Source organism: Actinokineospora auranticolor, assembly GCF_041897805.1.
GTDB classification, from domain to species: domain Bacteria; phylum Actinomycetota; class Actinomycetes; order Mycobacteriales; family Pseudonocardiaceae; genus Actinokineospora; species Actinokineospora auranticolor.
Map to the genome: position 1 here is coordinate 617,690 of NZ_CP154825.1, position 15,513 is coordinate 633,202.

Annotated in this window: 14 protein-coding genes; 5 read left to right on the forward strand and 9 right to left on the reverse strand. The window is 72.1% G+C overall.

Going from position 1 to position 15,513, the window contains the following annotated elements; genetic code table 11:
* Positions 1–44: 44 nt before the first annotated feature.
* A complete protein-coding gene (locus V5P93_RS03085; RefSeq protein ID WP_104477494.1) occupies positions 45–1,808 on the forward strand; it encodes an ABC transporter ATP-binding protein in 1,764 nt (587 codons plus the stop codon).
* A complete protein-coding gene (locus V5P93_RS03090; RefSeq protein ID WP_281261642.1) occupies positions 1,805–3,637 on the forward strand; it encodes an ABC transporter ATP-binding protein in 1,833 nt (610 codons plus the stop codon). Before V5P93_RS03085 ends, V5P93_RS03090 begins: the two co-directional genes overlap by 4 nt.
* A 43-nt stretch (positions 3,638–3,680) precedes the next feature.
* Here the strand turns inward: V5P93_RS03090 and V5P93_RS03095 are convergent, their stop codons facing one another.
* The gene (locus V5P93_RS03095) at positions 3,681–3,878 is read right to left on the reverse strand and encodes a hypothetical protein (protein ID WP_104477492.1); all 198 of its coding nucleotides are present in this window, start codon (positions 3,876–3,878) and stop codon (positions 3,681–3,683) included.
* Positions 3,879–3,995: 117 nt separating this feature from the next.
* Between V5P93_RS03095 and V5P93_RS03100 the strand changes: the two genes are divergently transcribed.
* Positions 3,996–4,247 carry a hypothetical protein gene (locus V5P93_RS03100; protein WP_245931095.1) on the forward strand — a complete coding sequence of 84 codons (252 nt, stop codon included), beginning with the start codon at positions 3,996–3,998 and terminating at the stop codon, positions 4,245–4,247.
* A 46-nt stretch (positions 4,248–4,293) separates the two neighbouring features.
* Here the strand turns inward: V5P93_RS03100 and sepH are convergent, their stop codons facing one another.
* From sepH to V5P93_RS03140, 8 genes are all read right to left on the reverse strand, one after another.
* Positions 4,294–5,307 carry a septation protein SepH gene (gene sepH / locus V5P93_RS03105; protein WP_104477490.1) on the reverse strand — a complete coding sequence of 338 codons (1,014 nt, stop codon included), beginning with the start codon at positions 5,305–5,307 and terminating at the stop codon, positions 4,294–4,296.
* A 416-nt stretch (positions 5,308–5,723) separates the two neighbouring features.
* Positions 5,724–6,860: a phosphoserine transaminase gene (serC, locus tag V5P93_RS03110; RefSeq protein ID WP_104477488.1), complete on the reverse strand. Its 1,137-nt coding sequence runs from the start codon at positions 6,858–6,860 to the stop codon at positions 5,724–5,726.
* A gap of 81 nt (positions 6,861–6,941) precedes the next feature.
* Complete coding sequence (locus V5P93_RS03115) at positions 6,942–8,303, reverse strand: serine hydrolase (RefSeq protein WP_104477486.1); 1,362 nt, start codon at positions 8,301–8,303, stop codon at positions 6,942–6,944.
* Between the two features lie 22 nt (positions 8,304–8,325).
* The gene (locus tag V5P93_RS03120; RefSeq protein ID WP_104477484.1) at positions 8,326–8,946 is read right to left on the reverse strand and encodes a response regulator transcription factor; all 621 of its coding nucleotides are present in this window, start codon (positions 8,944–8,946) and stop codon (positions 8,326–8,328) included.
* Positions 8,943–10,220 (reverse strand): sensor histidine kinase, encoded by a 1,278-nt coding sequence (locus V5P93_RS03125; RefSeq protein ID WP_245931093.1) that lies wholly within the window; start codon positions 10,218–10,220, stop codon positions 8,943–8,945. Before V5P93_RS03125 ends, V5P93_RS03120 begins: the two co-directional genes overlap by 4 nt.
* Complete coding sequence (locus V5P93_RS03130; RefSeq protein ID WP_104477482.1) at positions 10,157–10,999, reverse strand: ABC transporter permease; 843 nt, start codon at positions 10,997–10,999, stop codon at positions 10,157–10,159. The genes V5P93_RS03125 and V5P93_RS03130 overlap by 64 nt, the downstream gene beginning before the upstream one ends.
* On the reverse strand, positions 10,996–11,829 hold the full coding sequence (locus V5P93_RS03135) for an ABC transporter ATP-binding protein (protein ID WP_104477480.1): 834 nt from the start codon (positions 11,827–11,829) through the stop codon (positions 10,996–10,998). Before V5P93_RS03135 ends, V5P93_RS03130 begins: the two co-directional genes overlap by 4 nt.
* Before the next feature lie 163 nt (positions 11,830–11,992).
* On the reverse strand, positions 11,993–13,153 hold the full coding sequence (locus tag V5P93_RS03140) for a citrate synthase 2 (RefSeq protein WP_104477478.1): 1,161 nt from the start codon (positions 13,151–13,153) through the stop codon (positions 11,993–11,995).
* A 336-nt stretch (positions 13,154–13,489) separates the two neighbouring features.
* Here V5P93_RS03140 and pdxH point away from each other — a divergent pair, with 336 nt between their 5' ends.
* A complete protein-coding gene (gene pdxH, locus V5P93_RS03145) occupies positions 13,490–14,149 on the forward strand; it encodes a pyridoxamine 5'-phosphate oxidase (RefSeq protein WP_104477476.1) in 660 nt (219 codons plus the stop codon).
* Between the two features lie 76 nt (positions 14,150–14,225).
* Positions 14,226–15,512: an MFS transporter gene (locus tag V5P93_RS03150; protein WP_281261641.1), complete on the forward strand. Its 1,287-nt coding sequence runs from the start codon at positions 14,226–14,228 to the stop codon at positions 15,510–15,512.
* Position 15,513: the final 1 nt, after the last annotated feature.

Here is a 15,513-nt window from a genome sequence, read left to right on the forward strand (position 1 = left end):
CTACCGTCGAGGACCGGCCGGGTGGCGAGCGCTGAGGGGCGGGCATGGAGCGGGTTGGGACGGTCGCGGCGTTGCGGCGGTTGGTGCCGTACCTGAAACCGGTGCGGGCCGGGCTGATCGGGTCCGGTGCCGCGGTCACCGCCGGCATGCTCAGCGGGTTGGCGATCCCGCTGGTGCTGCAGTGGATCCTCGACGGACCGGTCGCCGCCCGGGACACCGGCGCGCTGCCGTGGCCCATCGTGGTCGTGGCGGCGCTGAGCGCGCTCGAGGCGCTGATGTTCTACCTGCGCCGCAAGCTCGTCGCCGGGCCGAGCACGCTGGTGGAGGCCCGGATGCGCGCCGACCTGTACGCGCACCTGCAACGGCTCCCGATCTCCTTCCACGACCGGTGGCAGTCCGGCCAACTGCTCTCCCGGGCCATCTCGGACCTGGCCACCCTGCGCCGGTTCATCGCCTTCGCGGGCGTCTTCCTCGTGGTCAACACGATCACCCTGGTGCTGGGCATGGTCGTGCTGTTCTCTCTCTCGCCCGCGCTCGGGCTGATCACCCTGGTGTGCTCGCTGCCGTTGCTCCTGATCTCCACCCAGTTCGAGTCGAAGTACGCGGTGCTCGCGCGCCGGGCCCAGGACCAGGTCGGCGACCTGGCCACGGTGGTCGAGGAGTCCGTGCTGGGCATCCGGGTGCTCAAGGCGTTCGGCCGCGGCCCGCAGCTCGCGGCCAAGTTCCTGGGGCAGGCCCGGCGGCTGCGGCGCACGGAGCTGGGCAAGTTCCGCGTGCTGTCGCTGCTGTGGGGCGCCATCATCCTGCTGCCCGAGCTGGGCATCGCCGCGCAGCTGCTGATCGGCTCGCTCGGCGTGGCGGACGGCACGATGACCGTCGGCACGCTGGTCGCGGGCATCACGGTCGCCGGGTTCCTGCGCTGGCCGACCGACTCGATCGGCTGGCTGCTGGCCGAGGCGAACCAGGCGGCCACGGCGTCCACCCGGTACTGGGAGGTGCGCGACGCCGAGGTGACGATCACCGACCCCGACCGGTCCCGGCCGCTGCCCGCCGATGGCGTCGGCGCGGTCCGCTTCGAGGGCGTGCGCTTCGCCCACGCGGGCGCGGACCACGAGGTTCTGTCCGGAGTGGACCTGGCGCTCCGCCCGGGTGAGACGGTCGCGCTGGTGGGGCCGACCGGGTCCGGCAAGTCGACGCTGACCATGCTCGTGCCGCGGTTGGCCGACGTGACCGGCGGGCGCGTGACCGTGGACGGCGTCGATGTGCGCGACCTGCGGCTCGACGACCTGCGCGCGGTCGTGGCCGTCGCGTTCGAGGAACCCGTGCTGTTCTCCGCCAGCGTGCGCGAGAACGTGGCGCTCGGCTCGCCCGGCGCCACCGACGAAGAGGTCCGGGAAGCGCTGCGGGTCGCCCAGGCCGAGGACTTCGTCGACCGGCTGCCCTGGGGCCTCGACACCCGCATCGGCGAGGAGGGGCTGTCGTTGTCCGGCGGTCAGCGGCAGCGGCTGGCGCTGGCCCGCGCGGTGGTCGGCAAGCCCAAGGTGCTGGTGCTCGACGACCCGCTGTCCGCACTGGACGTGCACACCGAGGCCGAGGTGGAACGCGCGCTGCGCCAGGTGCTCTCGGGTGTCACAGCGCTCGTGGTGGCGCACCGGCCGAGCACGGTCCGGCTCGCCGACCGGGTGGCGCTGCTCGACGGTGGCCGGATCGTGGCGCTGGGCACGCACGCGGAACTGCTGGCCACCAGCGCCGCCTACCGCGCTCAACTATCCACTGTGGAGGACGAGCGCGCGGAGGCGGCGTCGTGACCGCCGAGCGGGACTGGCGCGGCGTCGCCGCCGAGGACACCGAGGACGTCGCCGCGGCGGTCACCATGAAGCTGCGCGCGCGGTCGCGGGCCCTGCTCGGATCGCTGCTGCGTCCCAGGTTCTGGCCCGCCATGGTGGTGTTGCTGCTCGTCATGCTGGGCAACGCCGCCCAACTGGCCGGGCCGCTGATCGTCGCCGCGGTGATCGACGTCGGCATCCCGAACGCGGTCCGCGGCGACGGCACCGTGCTGGCCTGGTGCGTGGTCTCCTACGCGGTGTGCTCCCTCGCGTCGGCGCTGCTGTGGATGTGCTTCCTGCGGTTGTCCGGCCGCATCGGCCAGGACCTGGTGCTCGACCTGCGGCAGCGGATCTTCGACCACGCCCAGCGGCTTTCGGTGTCCTTCCACGAGACCTACACCTCCGGCAAGGTCATCTCCCGGCAGAGCAGTGACATCGACGCCTTCGGCGACCTGCTGGAGGTGGGCATCGACGACCTGCTCACCTCGGTGCTCACGGTCACCGGCATCGCGATCCTGCTGCTGACCCTGGACCTAGAGCTGGCGCTGGTCGTGCTGGTCACCGCCATCCCGCTGGCGTTCATCGCGCGCTGGTTCCTGCGCCGCAGCAACGAGGCGTACCGCGGTGTCAGCGGCCGCACGGCCACGCTGATCGTGCACTACGTCGAGACCATGAACGGCATGCGCGCGGTGCAGGCGTTCCGCCGCGAGGGCCGCAACAAGTCCATCATGGACGGACTGAACTCGCGGGTCCGCTCCTCGGCGCGCGATTCGCTGAGCGTGGTGGCGGTGTTCACCATGGCGGTCCGGATGATCGGCAACCTGACCATGGTCGCGGTGCTGACCATCGGCGCGCTGCGGGTCGCGGGCGGCTCCATGGAACTCGGCGTGCTCACGGCGTTCATCCTGTACGTCCGCCGCTACTTCGAGCCGCTGGACGACGTCGCGATGTTCGCCAACTCGTACTCGTCGGCGATCGCGGCGCTGGAGAAGATCTCCGGTCTGCTGGAGGAGAAGCCGGACGTGCCCGAACCGGAGCGCCCGGTGCCGCTCCCGCGGCGGCGCGACGGCGGGCTGGAGGTCGAGTTCGCGGGGACGGAGTTCCGGTACCGCCCGGACACCCCGGTCGTGCTGCCGGAACTGGACCTGGCGATCCCGGCGGGGCAGACGGTGGCGCTGGTCGGGCCGACGGGCGCGGGCAAGTCGACCATCGCCAAGCTGGTCGCCCGCTTCTACGACCCGACCGAGGGCGAGGTCCGGCTGGCGGGCGTCGACCTGCGCGCGGTGTCCGATGTGGACCTGCGCGCCGCGGTGGTCATGGTGACGCAGGAGAACTTCCTGTTCAGCGGATCCGTCGCGGACAACATCGCGCTGGGCAAGCCGGGCGCGAGCCGCGCGGAGATCGAGGCCGCGGCCCGGGCCGTCGGCGCGGACGAGTTCATCCGCGCCCTCCCCGACGGCTACGACACCGACGTCCGCAAACGCGGCGGCAGGCTCTCGGCGGGTCAGCGGCAGGTGGTGGCCTTCGCCCGGGCCTTCCTGGCCGACCCGGCGGTGCTCGTGCTTGACGAGGCGACGTCCAGCCTGGACCTGCCGACGGAGCGGATCGTGCAGCGGGCCCTGGAGTCCGTGCTGGCCGACCGCACCGCGCTGATCATCGCCCACCGGCTCTCCACCGTGCTCATCGCCGACCGGGTGCTGGTGGTCGACCAGGGCCGCATCGCCGAGGACGGCGCCCCGGAAACCCTGATCGGCAAGGGCCGCGGCCCCTTCGCCGACCTGCACTCCGCCTGGCAGGACTCCCTGGCCTAGCCGGTTCGGCGCCGCGCACCCCGCGCGGCGCCGAACACCGGGGTCAGTCGGCGATGTTGGCGATCCGGTCCAGTGCCCCGTGGGCCGCGAGCCGGGTCAGCGGTGCCGCACCAGGTTCGACCAGGTCGCGCTCGGCGCGCGCCGCGCGGGTGATCATGGCCCGGAACTCGGCGCGCTCCGCGTCCCGCTCCGCCTCCGGCCAGTCCGCGAACCCGGCGAGAGTGGCGGCGAAGGCATCCATGGCCCTGGCGGTAGCCGGGCGGGCAACCGGGTTACCGCTGGTCAACGGGCAGGATCGGATGGGTAACGAACAAGATCGGCACGAGCCGGATCCGGACACCGGCGGCATCATGGACCCATGACCCGCCCTGATGCGGTGCGGTTCCTGCGCACGGAACCGACCATGGCGTTCCCGGACGGCCGACTCCTCGCGATCCGCGCGGGCGAGGTGCACGTCCTCGCCCCGGACGGCTGGGTCCACCTCGGCCGGGTGAAACCCCCGTCCGCCGACTACCTCTCCCGCGAGTCCGCGGAGGACTGGTGCGAACGCGAGGGCTGGCCCCTCGACCTCCTCAACGAGGTCCCCGCACCCCCATCACGACGGCTATGAGAAAGGGCCCGGTTCGCGAACGAACCGGGCCCTCAAAACTCGACGCCTACCCGCGGTTGGACCGCGTGCCGAGCAGCACGTCCTCCCAGGACGGGACGATCGGGCGGGCCTTCTTCGCCTTCGGCCGCCGGTTCGCCGCCGCGGCGGGTTCGGCCTGCTTGCGGGCGGGTTCCTCGATCAGCGCGTCCTGCTCCGGCTCCTCGGCGACCGGCTGCTGCTCCTCGGCCACCACCGGCTCCGCCGCGGGCTGCTCCGGGACCACCGGCTCGGGGGTCAGCTCGAAGTCCTCCACGTAGGACTGCTCGAACGGCTCCTCGACCTTCGGCGGGTCCGGCACCGGCGCCACCGGCGGCTCGAAGACCGACGCGTCCAGTTCCAGGTCCGCGTCGGGCTCCACGACCGGGGCGGGCGGCGGCATCTCGATCGCCAGCGCCGCCTGGGCCAGTTCCGTCACCGGTCGCACCGTGCGCAGCGGGCGGTTCGGTTGCGGGTCCATCAGGTCCTGGGCGTGCTCGTCGAGCGGGGTGACCGTGCCACCGTGCGCTCCGGGGTGGAACGACCAGTGCGCGCGGTTCTCCGACCGGCCCGCGGTCCAGCACAGCCGGACGACCCACTTGCCGTCCTCGCCGCGCCAGGAGTCCCAGCCGGTGGTGGGGTAGTCCTGCCCGCGCAGGCCGAAGGCGTGCGCCACGACCTCGCCGAGCGTCTGGACGTCCGGGCCGTCCTCGCGCACCGGGTGGGCGCGTTGGGCCAGCTCGGCCGTGCGCGAGCGCTCCAGCAGCACGGGGTAGGCGAAGCGCTCCACCTTGTGCGTGGGGATGCCCGCTGCCTCGGCCACCTGTTCGACGGACTCACCCGCGCGGATGCGGGTCTGGATCTCCCGAGGACGCATCTGGCTCTCCAGCTCGATCTCGATCTGGCCGAGTCGGGTGACGTCGCCGCGCGCGGCGGCGCGCAGGCGCTCGTCGGCGGGCAGGGTGAAGCGCTCACCGCGCGCCGGGTCCTCGCAGATCACCGTCTTGCCGTCGTCGGACAGACCGACTACCCGCAGCGCACGCATCGCTCACCTCCCCGCGACCTGAGCAGACTTCACCCGCCTGCGTCCCACGGTAGATCGGTGAACCGGATTGGCGCGCAAGGCGCGCCGCGATCCCCGTGACATCTAGTTGTGATCTTGCCGTATCCACCGGCCCTACCGCACCTGGGTTGATTCAAGATTCACCCATTGGCTGGCATGTCGGGTATCCGCTGGTCACCTGCGGGGTGCGCAAGCGCTTGCGGCGGTGTCACGGACAGAGCAGTGCTCGCCCGCGCGCAAGCGCGGGACTCCCATGAGCACCCAACCGGCGCGGTTCCGGCGAACCGGTTCCGTGGGCTCGCACCGGGGTGAACGCTCGCGGCCGAGGTCACTGGCAGGCGCGGAGAGCTGTGCCCACAGGCGGACCCGCGACTCCGCGGGCACAGCTCAGCGCCTGCTCAGCCCAGCTGCTCGACGACCCAGTCGATGGCCTGGGTCAGCTTGGTGATGTCGTCCGGCTCGACGGCCGGGAACATCGCCACGCGCAGCTGGTTGCGGCCCAGCTTGCGGTACGGCTCCACGTCCACGATGCCGTTCGCCCGCAGCGCCTTGGCCACCGCCGCCGCGTCGATCGAGTCGACGAAGTCGACGGTGCCCACGACCTGGGAGCGGTTGGCCGGGTCGGCCACGTACGGCGAGGTGTACGCGGTCTTCTCGGCCCACGAGTACAGCCGGTCCGATGAGTCCTTGGTCCGCGCGACCGTCCACTCGAGCCCGCCGTTGCCGTTCATCCAGTCCAGCTGCTCGGCGAGCAGGAACAGGGTGGCCACCGACGGGGTGTTGTAGGTCTGGTCCTTCAGCGAGTTGTCCAGCGCGGTCGGCAGGGACAGGAACTCGGGCACCCAGCGGTCCGACGCGCCGATCTCGGCGACCCGCTCCAGCGCGGCCGGGCTCATCAGCGCCAGCCAGAGCCCGCCGTCGGAGGCGAAGGACTTCTGCGGGGCGAAGTAGTAGACGTCGAAGTCCTCGGCGCGGACCGGGAGGCCGCCCGCGCCGGAGGTGGCGTCGATGGCGACCAGCGCGCCATCGGACCCGGCGGGCCGCGAGACCGGCACGGCGACACCGGTGGACGTCTCGTTGTGCGCCCAGCCCACGAGGTCGGCGCCGGACTGGTAGGCGATCGCCGGGGCGCTGCCCGGGTCCGCCGAGACCACGATCGGGTCGGCGAGGAACGGGGCCTTCTTGTTCACGGTGGCGAACTTGGCCGAGAACTCGCCGTAGGTGAACAGTTGTGCGCGCTCGCGGACGAGGCCGAACGCGGCCGCGTCCCAGAACGCGGTGGTGCCGCCGTTGCCCAGGACGACCTCGTAGCCGTCGGGCAGGGAGAACAGCTCGCGCAGACCGGAGCGGACCCGACCGACCAGGGACTTGACCGGCTTCTGCCGGTGCGAGGTGCCCAGCAGCTTCGCGCCCTCGGACGCGAGCGCCGCGACCTGCTCGGGACGGACCTTGGACGGGCCACAGCCGAAGCGGCCGTCGGAGGGCTTGAACTCGGCCGGGAGTTCCAGCGTGCTCGGATCGGCGGTCTGCGTCATGTGGGCGCCTTTCTCCCAAATGGTGTGACTGGGGACGAACCCCGGCGGCGTTGGCGGAGCGCGCCTCCCAGTCTCGCACCCTCAGCCCTCCAGGGTGCGCCAGCCCCGCTCGTCCACCCCGCCGGGGATGGCGGCCGGGGTGCCGTAGGGCTCCCGGGTGAAGATGAACGTGTTCAGGTCCAGGTGGGTTGGCCGGTTGTCGGCACCACGGCACAGGCGCAGCGTCTCGCCCGCGTAGTAGGCGTCGACGCCGGTCCAGGTGTCCTGGCCGGACGGCCGGAACCGGGACGCGCGGCCCCGGCCGCTGACGGGGGTCAGGTTCAGCCAGCCGTCGGGCAGCAGGCGCAGCACGTACGGGGTCGGGCCCCAGTGCCACTGGCCGGTGAGCGCGAGCAGCGCCGGGTCGGCCTCGGTGGCGGGCTCCCACTCGGCGGGCAGCGCGGGCTCGTGCTTCTCCACCAACTCGATGAGGTCGCCCGCCAGCGCGCCGATCGCCGCGCCCGAGGTGGTGTTGGCCAGCACGCAGGCGCCGGTGCCGGTCTTCGGGTCGATGAGGTTCATCGCCAGGAACCCGGGCATGGAGCCGCCGTGGCCCGACACCCGCCTGCCGTTGATCCGCAGGACCTGCAGGCCGAGGCCGTAGGCGGAGCTCCAGTTCTGGTCGTCGTCGATGTGCGCGACCTCGCGCATCTCGGCGACCGTGTCCGGGTGCAGCACGTCGCCGGTGTCGCCGCCGACGAACCGGGTCCAGCGGGCCAGGTCGGTGATGCTGCACCACAGCTGACCGGCCGGGGCCATCGCGCCCGCGTCGGGGGTGGGCTCGTGCAGCAGGACGTCGGCGTACGGGTGCACGGCCCAGCCGGTGGCCGCGGCGCCCTCGGGGTGCGGCGACGTGCGGGTCAGGCCGAGCGGTCCGACGATCTCGGCGTTGAGCGCCTCGAGCCACGAGGTGCCCCGCAGCCGGGCGACGAGTTCGCCGAGCACGCCGTAGCCGGTGTTGCTGTAGTGGAACCGGGCGCCGGAGCGGTGCTTGAGCGCGCCCTCCTCCAGGCTCCGCTCCAGCGCGGACCAGTCGGCGCCGGGGGCCCGCTCCCACCACACGCCAGGCGACTCGGCGGTCATGCCGCTGGTGTGGGCGAGCAGCTGGGCGACGGTGACGGCGCCGAACGCCGTGCCGGGGACGTGCTTGTCCAACGGGTCGTTGAGGTCCAGCTTCCCCTCATCGCGCAGGCGCATCACCAGGGTCGCGACGAACGACTTGGTGATCGACCCGATGCGGTACTGGGTGTCGGCGGTGGGGGTCGCCCCGTCGACCTTGCCCCGCGCGCCCGTCCAGGTGGTCCGGTCGCCGCGGACGACCGCGGCGACCAACGACGGCACCCGGTTCTCGGCCTGTTCGACCGCGAGCCTGCGCAGCAATGCGAACTCGAGTGTTTGCAGCATGCAGGGAATTGTGCGCCATAACTCAACCCAATAAGCCTCGCGACATGGCCGTCGTGACCGCCGCGGTGCGATCGGAGACGTCGAGTTTGCCGAATGCGCGCAGCAGGTGCGTTTTCACCGTGGCTTCGCTGATGTGCAGCTCACGGCCGATGTCGGCGTTCGTCAGGCCGCGGGCGACCAGCCGCAATACCTCGACCTCGCGACCTGATAGCCCCTGTTTGGGTGGTTGACGCACCTGGCGGACCAAACGGCCGGCTACAGAGGGTGCGAGAACCGTCTCACCGCGACTGGCCGCGCGAACCGCGCCCGCCAATTCCGTTCGGGAAGCGTCTTTGAGCAGATATCCGGAAGCGCCCGCCTCGACCGCGCGCAAGATGTCGGAGTCGGTCTCATAAGTGGTCAGCACCACCACTTTGCTCGGCCCGCCCGCGGCCACGATCCGCGCGGTCGCGCCGACCCCGTCGAGGCCCGGCATGCGCAGGTCCATGAGCACCACGTCGGGCCGCAGCGCGGCGGCCACCGCGACGCCCTCCGCGCCGGAGCCCGCCTCGCCCACCACGGTGAGGTCGGGCTCGGCCTCCAGCATGCCGCGCAGGCCCTCGCGGACCACGGGGTGGTCGTCGACCAGCAGGACGGTGATCACGGCCGCTCCTTCGGGTCCTCGGTCGGCTGGTGCGCCGCCGCGGTGGGTACGGACACGGTCAGCGTGGTGCCCGAACCCGGTGCGCTGTGCACGGTCACGGTGCCCGCGACCTGCTCGGCCCGCGCCCGCATCCCGCGCAGACCGTAGCCGCCCGCCGGTGCGCCGGGGTCGAAGCCCGCGCCGTCGTCGCTCACCGTCAGGGTGACACCCGTCGGGGTGTGGCAGAGGTCGACGGACACCGACTCCGCGCCCGCGTGCTTGCGGATGTTGGCGAGCGCCTCCTGCGCCGCCCGCAGCAGCACCACCTCCACGCCGGTGGGGAGTCCACTCGGGTCGCCCTCGGTGTGGAAGCTGGTCGCCGCGCCGGTTTCCGCCGCCAGCCGCTCGGCCAGCCTGCGCAGCGCGTCGGTGAGGCTGCCCTCGCCGAGCGCGGTCGGGGCCAGCGCGGCGACCAGCGCGCGGGCCTCGGCCAAGTTCTCCCGGGCGGTGCGCGCGGCCAGGCCCAGTGCGTGCCGCACCTTGGCGCTGTCGCGGTCCACTTCGGACTCCGCGGCCTGCACCAGGGCGACGATGCTGGTGAACCCCTGGGCCAGGGTGTCGTGGATCTCGCCCGCCAGCCGGGCCCGTTCGGCGGCCACCCCCGCCTCGTGCGAGAGCTGGGCGACCTGGGCCCGGCTGTCCTCCAACTCGGTGATCAGCGCGGCCCGCTCGTGGCTCTGGGTCACCACCCGGTGCACGAAGGTGCCGATCAGCAGCGACAGCGCCAGACCGAGGACCGACGTGGGCAACTGGCCGCGCCAGCCGCCGATGTCGCCGTGCCGCGCCGCCTCCAGCGCGGGGGGCAGCACGTTGAGCAGCACCACCACCGGGGCGGCGACCGGCAGCGGCAGCGCCATGAAGATCAGCGGGCACATCTCGAACAGCAGGAAGGTGCTCACCGGGACGAACCAGACCGCGAGGAGGAACAGCAGCGAGGTCACCACGACGAAGACCGCGGTGTGCCCCCGGGCCTCCTCGATGATCGCCTTCCGCCTGCCCCAGACGAGGTAGAGCAGGGCGATCGCGGTGATCGCCCCTGCCGCGACACCGCGATCGCCCCAGCTGTTGTCGGTGCAGAGGACCAGCGTCGTGACGAACAGGAACCCGACCGCGAAGTACAGGTCCCAGGTCCAGAAGTTGCGCGTGGTGGCCTCGACCCGGTGCCGCTCGGTCAGCCCGCGCGCCGGTCCGTCCAGCGGAAGGTCAGCAGGCAGAGCACCGTGCCGACCACGCACCACGCGCCCAGCACCAGCGCCGCCGTCCCCAACTGCCACGTGCCAGCCACCTCTCCAGCCGCCATGCTGTCCGGAAGGAACACCGCCCGGAAGGACTGCGCCATCCACCGGACCGGGAAGAACGCGGCCACGTCGACCATGGCCTTGGGCAGCGAGCCTACGTAGACGAACACGCCCGAGATGAACTGCAGGGCCAGCACCGGCACGTTGAGCACCGCGCCCGCGCTGCGCGCGGACCGGGTCAGCGCGCTGGCCGCGATGCCCAGCAGGGTGCAGGCGATGACCGAGAGCGCCAGCACCCACGCGAAGGTCAGCCACTTGCCGGGTTCGGTCGGCAGGTCCAGGTCGAAGGCGAGCACGCCGACCGCGAGCAGCACGGCCACCTCGGCGACCGTGGCCACCGCGACCAGGATGACCTTGCCGGTGAAGTAGGCCCCGGCGGTGACCGGCGTGCCGCGCAGCCGCTTGAGGCTGCCGTCCTCGCGGTCGGCGGCGATGCCGACGCCGATGTTGATGAAGGCGGTGGAGAGGATGCCGTAGGCGATCATGCTCGCGGTGAGCACCCGGCTCATCGGCACACCCTCGGTCGCCTCGCCGCTGTTGATCGAGCCGAGCAGCAGCAGGATGATCGCCGGGAAGGAGAAGGTGAACAGCACCGCCTCCTTGGAGCGGAAGAACATCCGCAGCTCGGCGCCGCCGCGCAGCACGCCGCTGCGCAGCGTCGACGGCAGCGGCGGCCGGGCGGTGGTGGTGCGGCGGGGCAGCGTCCCGGTGGTCATGCCTTGGCTCCGATCAGGTCCAGGTAGATGTCTTCGAGGCTGGGCTGGCGCACCTGCAGCCCGCTGACCGGCCCGCGCCGGGCCAGGTTGGTGACCGCGCCGACCGGGTCGACGGTGCGCACCTCGTGCGCGCCGGACACGTCGGTCCAGGTGACCGTGGCGGGCGCGGTGTCGCGTCCGCCGACGGTGAACGGGGTGCCCTCGGCCACGATGCGGCCCGCCGCGATCACCGCGAGCCGGTCGGCCAGCGCCTCGGCCTCGTCCAGGTAGTGCGTGGTGAGCAGGATCGTGGTGCCCTCGCGGGCCAGCGCGCGGACCAGGTCCCAGAACTGCCGCCGCGCCTCGGGGTCGAAGCCGGTGGTCGGCTCGTCGAGGAACAGCAGCCGGGGGCGGCCGATGATGCCGAGCGCGACGTCGACCCGGCGGCGCTGGCCGCCGGAGAGCGAGCTGATCCGGGCACCCGCCTTGGCGGTGAGCCCGCACAGCTCGATGACCTCGTCCACGCCGCGCGGGTCGGGGTAGTAGCCCGCGAACTGGCGCACGGTCTCGCGCACCGACAGCTCGGCGGAGTCGGTGGCGGTTTGCAGCACGATGCCGAGCTCGGCCCGCCAGTGCCGCCCGGCGGTCGCCGGGTCCTGGCCCAGCACGCGGACCTCGCCGCCGTCGCGCTCCCGGTAGCCCTCGAGGATCTCCGTCGTCGTGGTCTTGCCCGCGCCGTTCGGACCGAGCAGCGCGAAGACCTCACCCTCCCGCACCACCAGGTCGACGCCCGCGACCGCCGTGTTGGCGCCGTAGGTCTTGCGTAGCCCGTGGACTTCGATCGCGTTCATGGCTCAATGCTGTCGCGGTGCGCGTTCCCCGGGGACGAACGAGCGATTGAACTCGGCTGTCCACCGGTCGGTGGACAGCGGTGTCCGCTGGCCTACGCGGAAAAGGACAACGGGGCCGACCGACGTGGTGTCGGTGGCCCCTTTCCGGTGAATCGTCGAATTGTCAGCCGCGGACGGTCGACCAGCCCTCGACGTCCTCCGGTCGGCGCGGTGCCGGGCCCACGTACTTGGCGGCCGGGCGGATCAGCCTGCCCGTGCGCTTCTCCTCCATGATGTGCGCGCACCAGCCCGCGGTGCGGGCGCAGGTGAACATCGCGGGCATCATGTGCGGCGGCACCTGGGCGAAGTCCAGGATGACCGCGGCCCAGAACTCCACATTGGTCTCGATCGCCCGGTCGGGGCGGCGCTCGCGCAGCTCGGCCAGCGCGGCCTGCTCCAGCGCGGCGGCGACCTCGTAGCGCTCGGCGCCGAGCTCCCGGCAGGTGCGGCGCAGCACGCGGGCCCTCGGGTCCTCGGCGCGGTAGACCCGGTGGCCGAAGCCCATCAGGCGTTCCTTGCGGTCGAGGATGCCCTTGACGTACGCGCGGGCGTCACCGCTGCGCTCCACGTCGGCGATCATCGGCAGCACCCGGGCGGGCGCGCCGCCGTGCAGCGGACCCGACATCGCGCCGATCGCCCCGGACAGCGCCGCCGCCACGTCCGCGCCGGTGGAGGAGATCACCCGGGCGGTGAAGGTGGAGGCGTTGAGGCCGTGCTCGGCGGCGGAGACCCAGTACGCGTCGATGGCCCTGGTGTGCGCCGGGTCGGGCTCGCCGCGCCAGCGGGTCATGAACCGCTCGGTGATGGTGGCGCACTCGTCGATGCGCCGCTGCGGCACCGCGGGCTGGTGGATGCCGCGCGCCGACTGGGCCACATAGGACAGCGCCATGACCGACGCCCTGGCCAGCTGCTCGCGGGCCTCCTCGTCGGTGATGTCCAGCAGCGGGCGGTAACCCCAGATCGGGGCCAGCATGGCCAGGCCCGCCTGCACGTCCACCCGCACGTCACCGGAGTGCACCGGCAGCGGGAACGGCTCGGCGGGCGGCAGGCCGCGGCCGAAGCGGCCGTCCACCAGCAGGGACCAGACGTCGCCGAAGGTGACCTTGCCCGCGAGGTCTTCGATGTCCACGCCCCGGTAGCGCAGGGCGCCGCCGTCGCGGTCCGGCTCGGCGATCTCCGTCCGGAAGGCGATGACGCCCTCGAGGCCGGGTTTGAAACCGTCGTCCGGCGGGGTGGGGGTCTGCGCGGGAGAGCTCTGCTCGGTCTCGCGCACCGCGTTCTGCATACGCCTCGCCTTTCACGCCATGTCCACGACGGTTCACGGAGGTTTCCGCGGGGTCGGCAGCGGCACTGCGAGGCAGATCGCCCACGCCGGGCACCACTGCACGGCTTTCGGGCAACCCTCCTCCTCGTACCCGGTGTTAGCAATCGTTCACACCGGTGTCTTCGGTCACGATCCAGTGAAACGATCCAGATTGTCGGCGATCGCCAGCTCCGGGCGCTTGGTGTCCGCTGTCACCGTGCGGGCGGTTTCCGTTCACCTCGATTCCCCGTACCGTCCAATGAACCAAACTGGCCTCGTGGTGCGACCCCGCCACGCGCTGCGGTGAGGAGACGTGGAATGGCTGACGGCGACATCGCCCTTGAGCTCCCGACCATGCGGGTGTCCTACGAGCACGGCGACCTGCACGAGAGCGACCTCGCCGCCTCCTGGCACGAACAGCTGCAAGCCTGGCTGGACGCGGCCAAGCAGGCCGGGCTGGCCGAGCCCAACGCCATGGTGCTGGCCACCGCGGGCGCCGACGGCATGCCGTCCTCGCGCACCGTGCTGGCCAAGGGCCTCGACGAGCGCGGGCTGGTGTTCTTCACCAACTACACCTCCGCCAAGAGCCACGACCTCAGCGCCACGCGCTACGCCTCGGCCACCTTCCCCTGGTACGGGCTGCACCGCCAGGCGACGATCCGCGGCACCGTGGAGAAGGTCAGCGCCAAGGAGACCGCGGCGTACTGGGCCAAGCGGCCGCGCGGCTCGCAGCTGGGCGCGTGGGCGTCGCCGCAGTCGATCGTGGTGAGCGGGCGCGGCACGCTGGAGACCGCACTGGCCAATGTGGAGCGCCGGTTCGCCGACGCCGAGACCGTGCCGGTCCCCCCGCACTGGGGTGGCTGGCGGATCCAGCCCGAGCTGGTCGAGTTCTGGCAGGGCCGCCGCGACCGGATGCACGACCGGTTGCGCTACAAGCTCGGCCGGGACGGCTGGAAGGTCGAGCGCCTCGGTCCGTGACCCCCGGTTCTGAGACCGCGGGCTCCGGGAAAAGTCACAGGACACGGATTGGTTAGCTAACCTAAGCTAACCAATCGTGACCACTGAGGCGACTGGGCGGGCAAAGGGCATCCTGGGTCGGATCGTCATCGACACCAGGCCACTGAAGGTGCTCGACTACCGTCGCATGTGGGTGTCCACCGTGGTCACCGCCATCGGCAGCCAGTTGACCACGGTGGCGGTGCCGCAGCAGATCTACGAGCTGACGCACTCCTCGGGATACGTCGGGTTGACCGGTGCCGTCGGGCTGGTCCCGCTGCTGATCTTCGGGCTGTGGGGCGGGGCCATCGCCGACGCCGTCGACCGGCGCACGGTGATGCTGTGGAGCAACATCGGCGTCGCGGTGATGTCGGTGCTGTTCTGGGTGCAGGCGTTCGTCGGGCTGAACTCGGTGCCGGTGATCCTGGTGCTGCTGGGGTTGCAGCAGGCGTTCGTGGCGGTCAACATGCCCGCCCGCAGCGCCGCCGTCGCCCGGCTGGTGCCCGCGGAGCTGCTGCCGCCCGCGAACGCGCTGAGCTTCACCACGTTCACCTTCGGCATGATCTTCGGCCCGCTGCTGGCCGGTGCGCTGATCCCCGCGCTCGGACTGTCCACTATGTACCTGATCGACGCGGTCGCGCTGACGGTGGCGTGCTACATGGTGTGGCAGCTGCCGCCGATCGCGCCGGGGGAGCTGGCCAACCGGACGGCCGGGCTGCGGTCGATCGTCGAGGGCTTCCGGTACCTGGGGATGCGCAAGCTGCTGCTGGTGTCGTTCCTGGTCGACATCATCGCCATGGTCGCGGGCATGCCCCGGGCCCTGTTCCCCGAGATGGCCCAGCGCACCTTCGGCGACCCGCCCAGCGGCGGCACCGCCCTGGGCGTGCTCTACGCCGCGATCCCGATCGGCGCGGCCCTGTTCGGCCTGTTCTCCGGCGCCTACTCGCGCATCGCCCGCCAGGGCGTGGTGATCACCTGCGCGATCGTCGGCTGGGGCGCGGCCATCGCGGCGTTCGGCCTCACCAGCTCCCTCTGGCTGGCCGTCGTCTTCCTGGCGCTGGCGGGCGGGGCCGACCTGGTGAGCGCGGTGCACCGCAGCTCGATGCTGCAAACCGAGGCCACGGACGAAATGCGCGGCCGGATGCAGGGCGTGTTCACGGTGGTGGTCGCGGGCGGACCCCGCATCGCCGACCTGACCCACGGCTGGGCGGCCGCCGAGTTCGGCACCCGCGCGGCGGCCACGTGGGGCGGCGTGCTGAGCATCGTGCTGACCATCATCACGGTCGCTTTCCTCCCGGCCTTCTGGCGCTACCGCTTCGCCCCGCAACCCGAGAAGATCGACTGAC

Coding starts and splice junctions, on each gene's coding strand:
- V5P93_RS03095 (WP_104477492.1), bottom strand. CDS start 3,878: ATGGATGCCTTCGCCGCCACTCTCGCCGGGTTCGCGGACTGGCCGGAG.
- V5P93_RS03085 (WP_104477494.1), top strand. CDS start 45: ATGGAGCGGGTTGGGACGGTCGCGGCGTTGCGGCGGTTGGTGCCGTAC.
- serC (WP_104477488.1), bottom strand. CDS start 6,860: ATGACGCAGACCGCCGATCCGAGCACGCTGGAACTCCCGGCCGAGTTC.
- V5P93_RS03115 (WP_104477486.1), bottom strand. CDS start 8,303: ATGCTGCAAACACTCGAGTTCGCATTGCTGCGCAGGCTCGCGGTCGAA.
- V5P93_RS03130 (WP_104477482.1), bottom strand. CDS start 10,999: ATGACCACCGGGACGCTGCCCCGCCGCACCACCACCGCCCGGCCGCCG.
- V5P93_RS03100 (WP_245931095.1), top strand. CDS start 3,996: ATGACCCGCCCTGATGCGGTGCGGTTCCTGCGCACGGAACCGACCATG.
- sepH (WP_104477490.1), bottom strand. CDS start 5,307: ATGCGTGCGCTGCGGGTAGTCGGTCTGTCCGACGACGGCAAGACGGTG.
- V5P93_RS03135 (WP_104477480.1), bottom strand. CDS start 11,829: ATGAACGCGATCGAAGTCCACGGGCTACGCAAGACCTACGGCGCCAAC.
- pdxH (WP_104477476.1), top strand. CDS start 13,490: ATGGCTGACGGCGACATCGCCCTTGAGCTCCCGACCATGCGGGTGTCC.
- V5P93_RS03140 (WP_104477478.1), bottom strand. CDS start 13,153: ATGCAGAACGCGGTGCGCGAGACCGAGCAGAGCTCTCCCGCGCAGACC.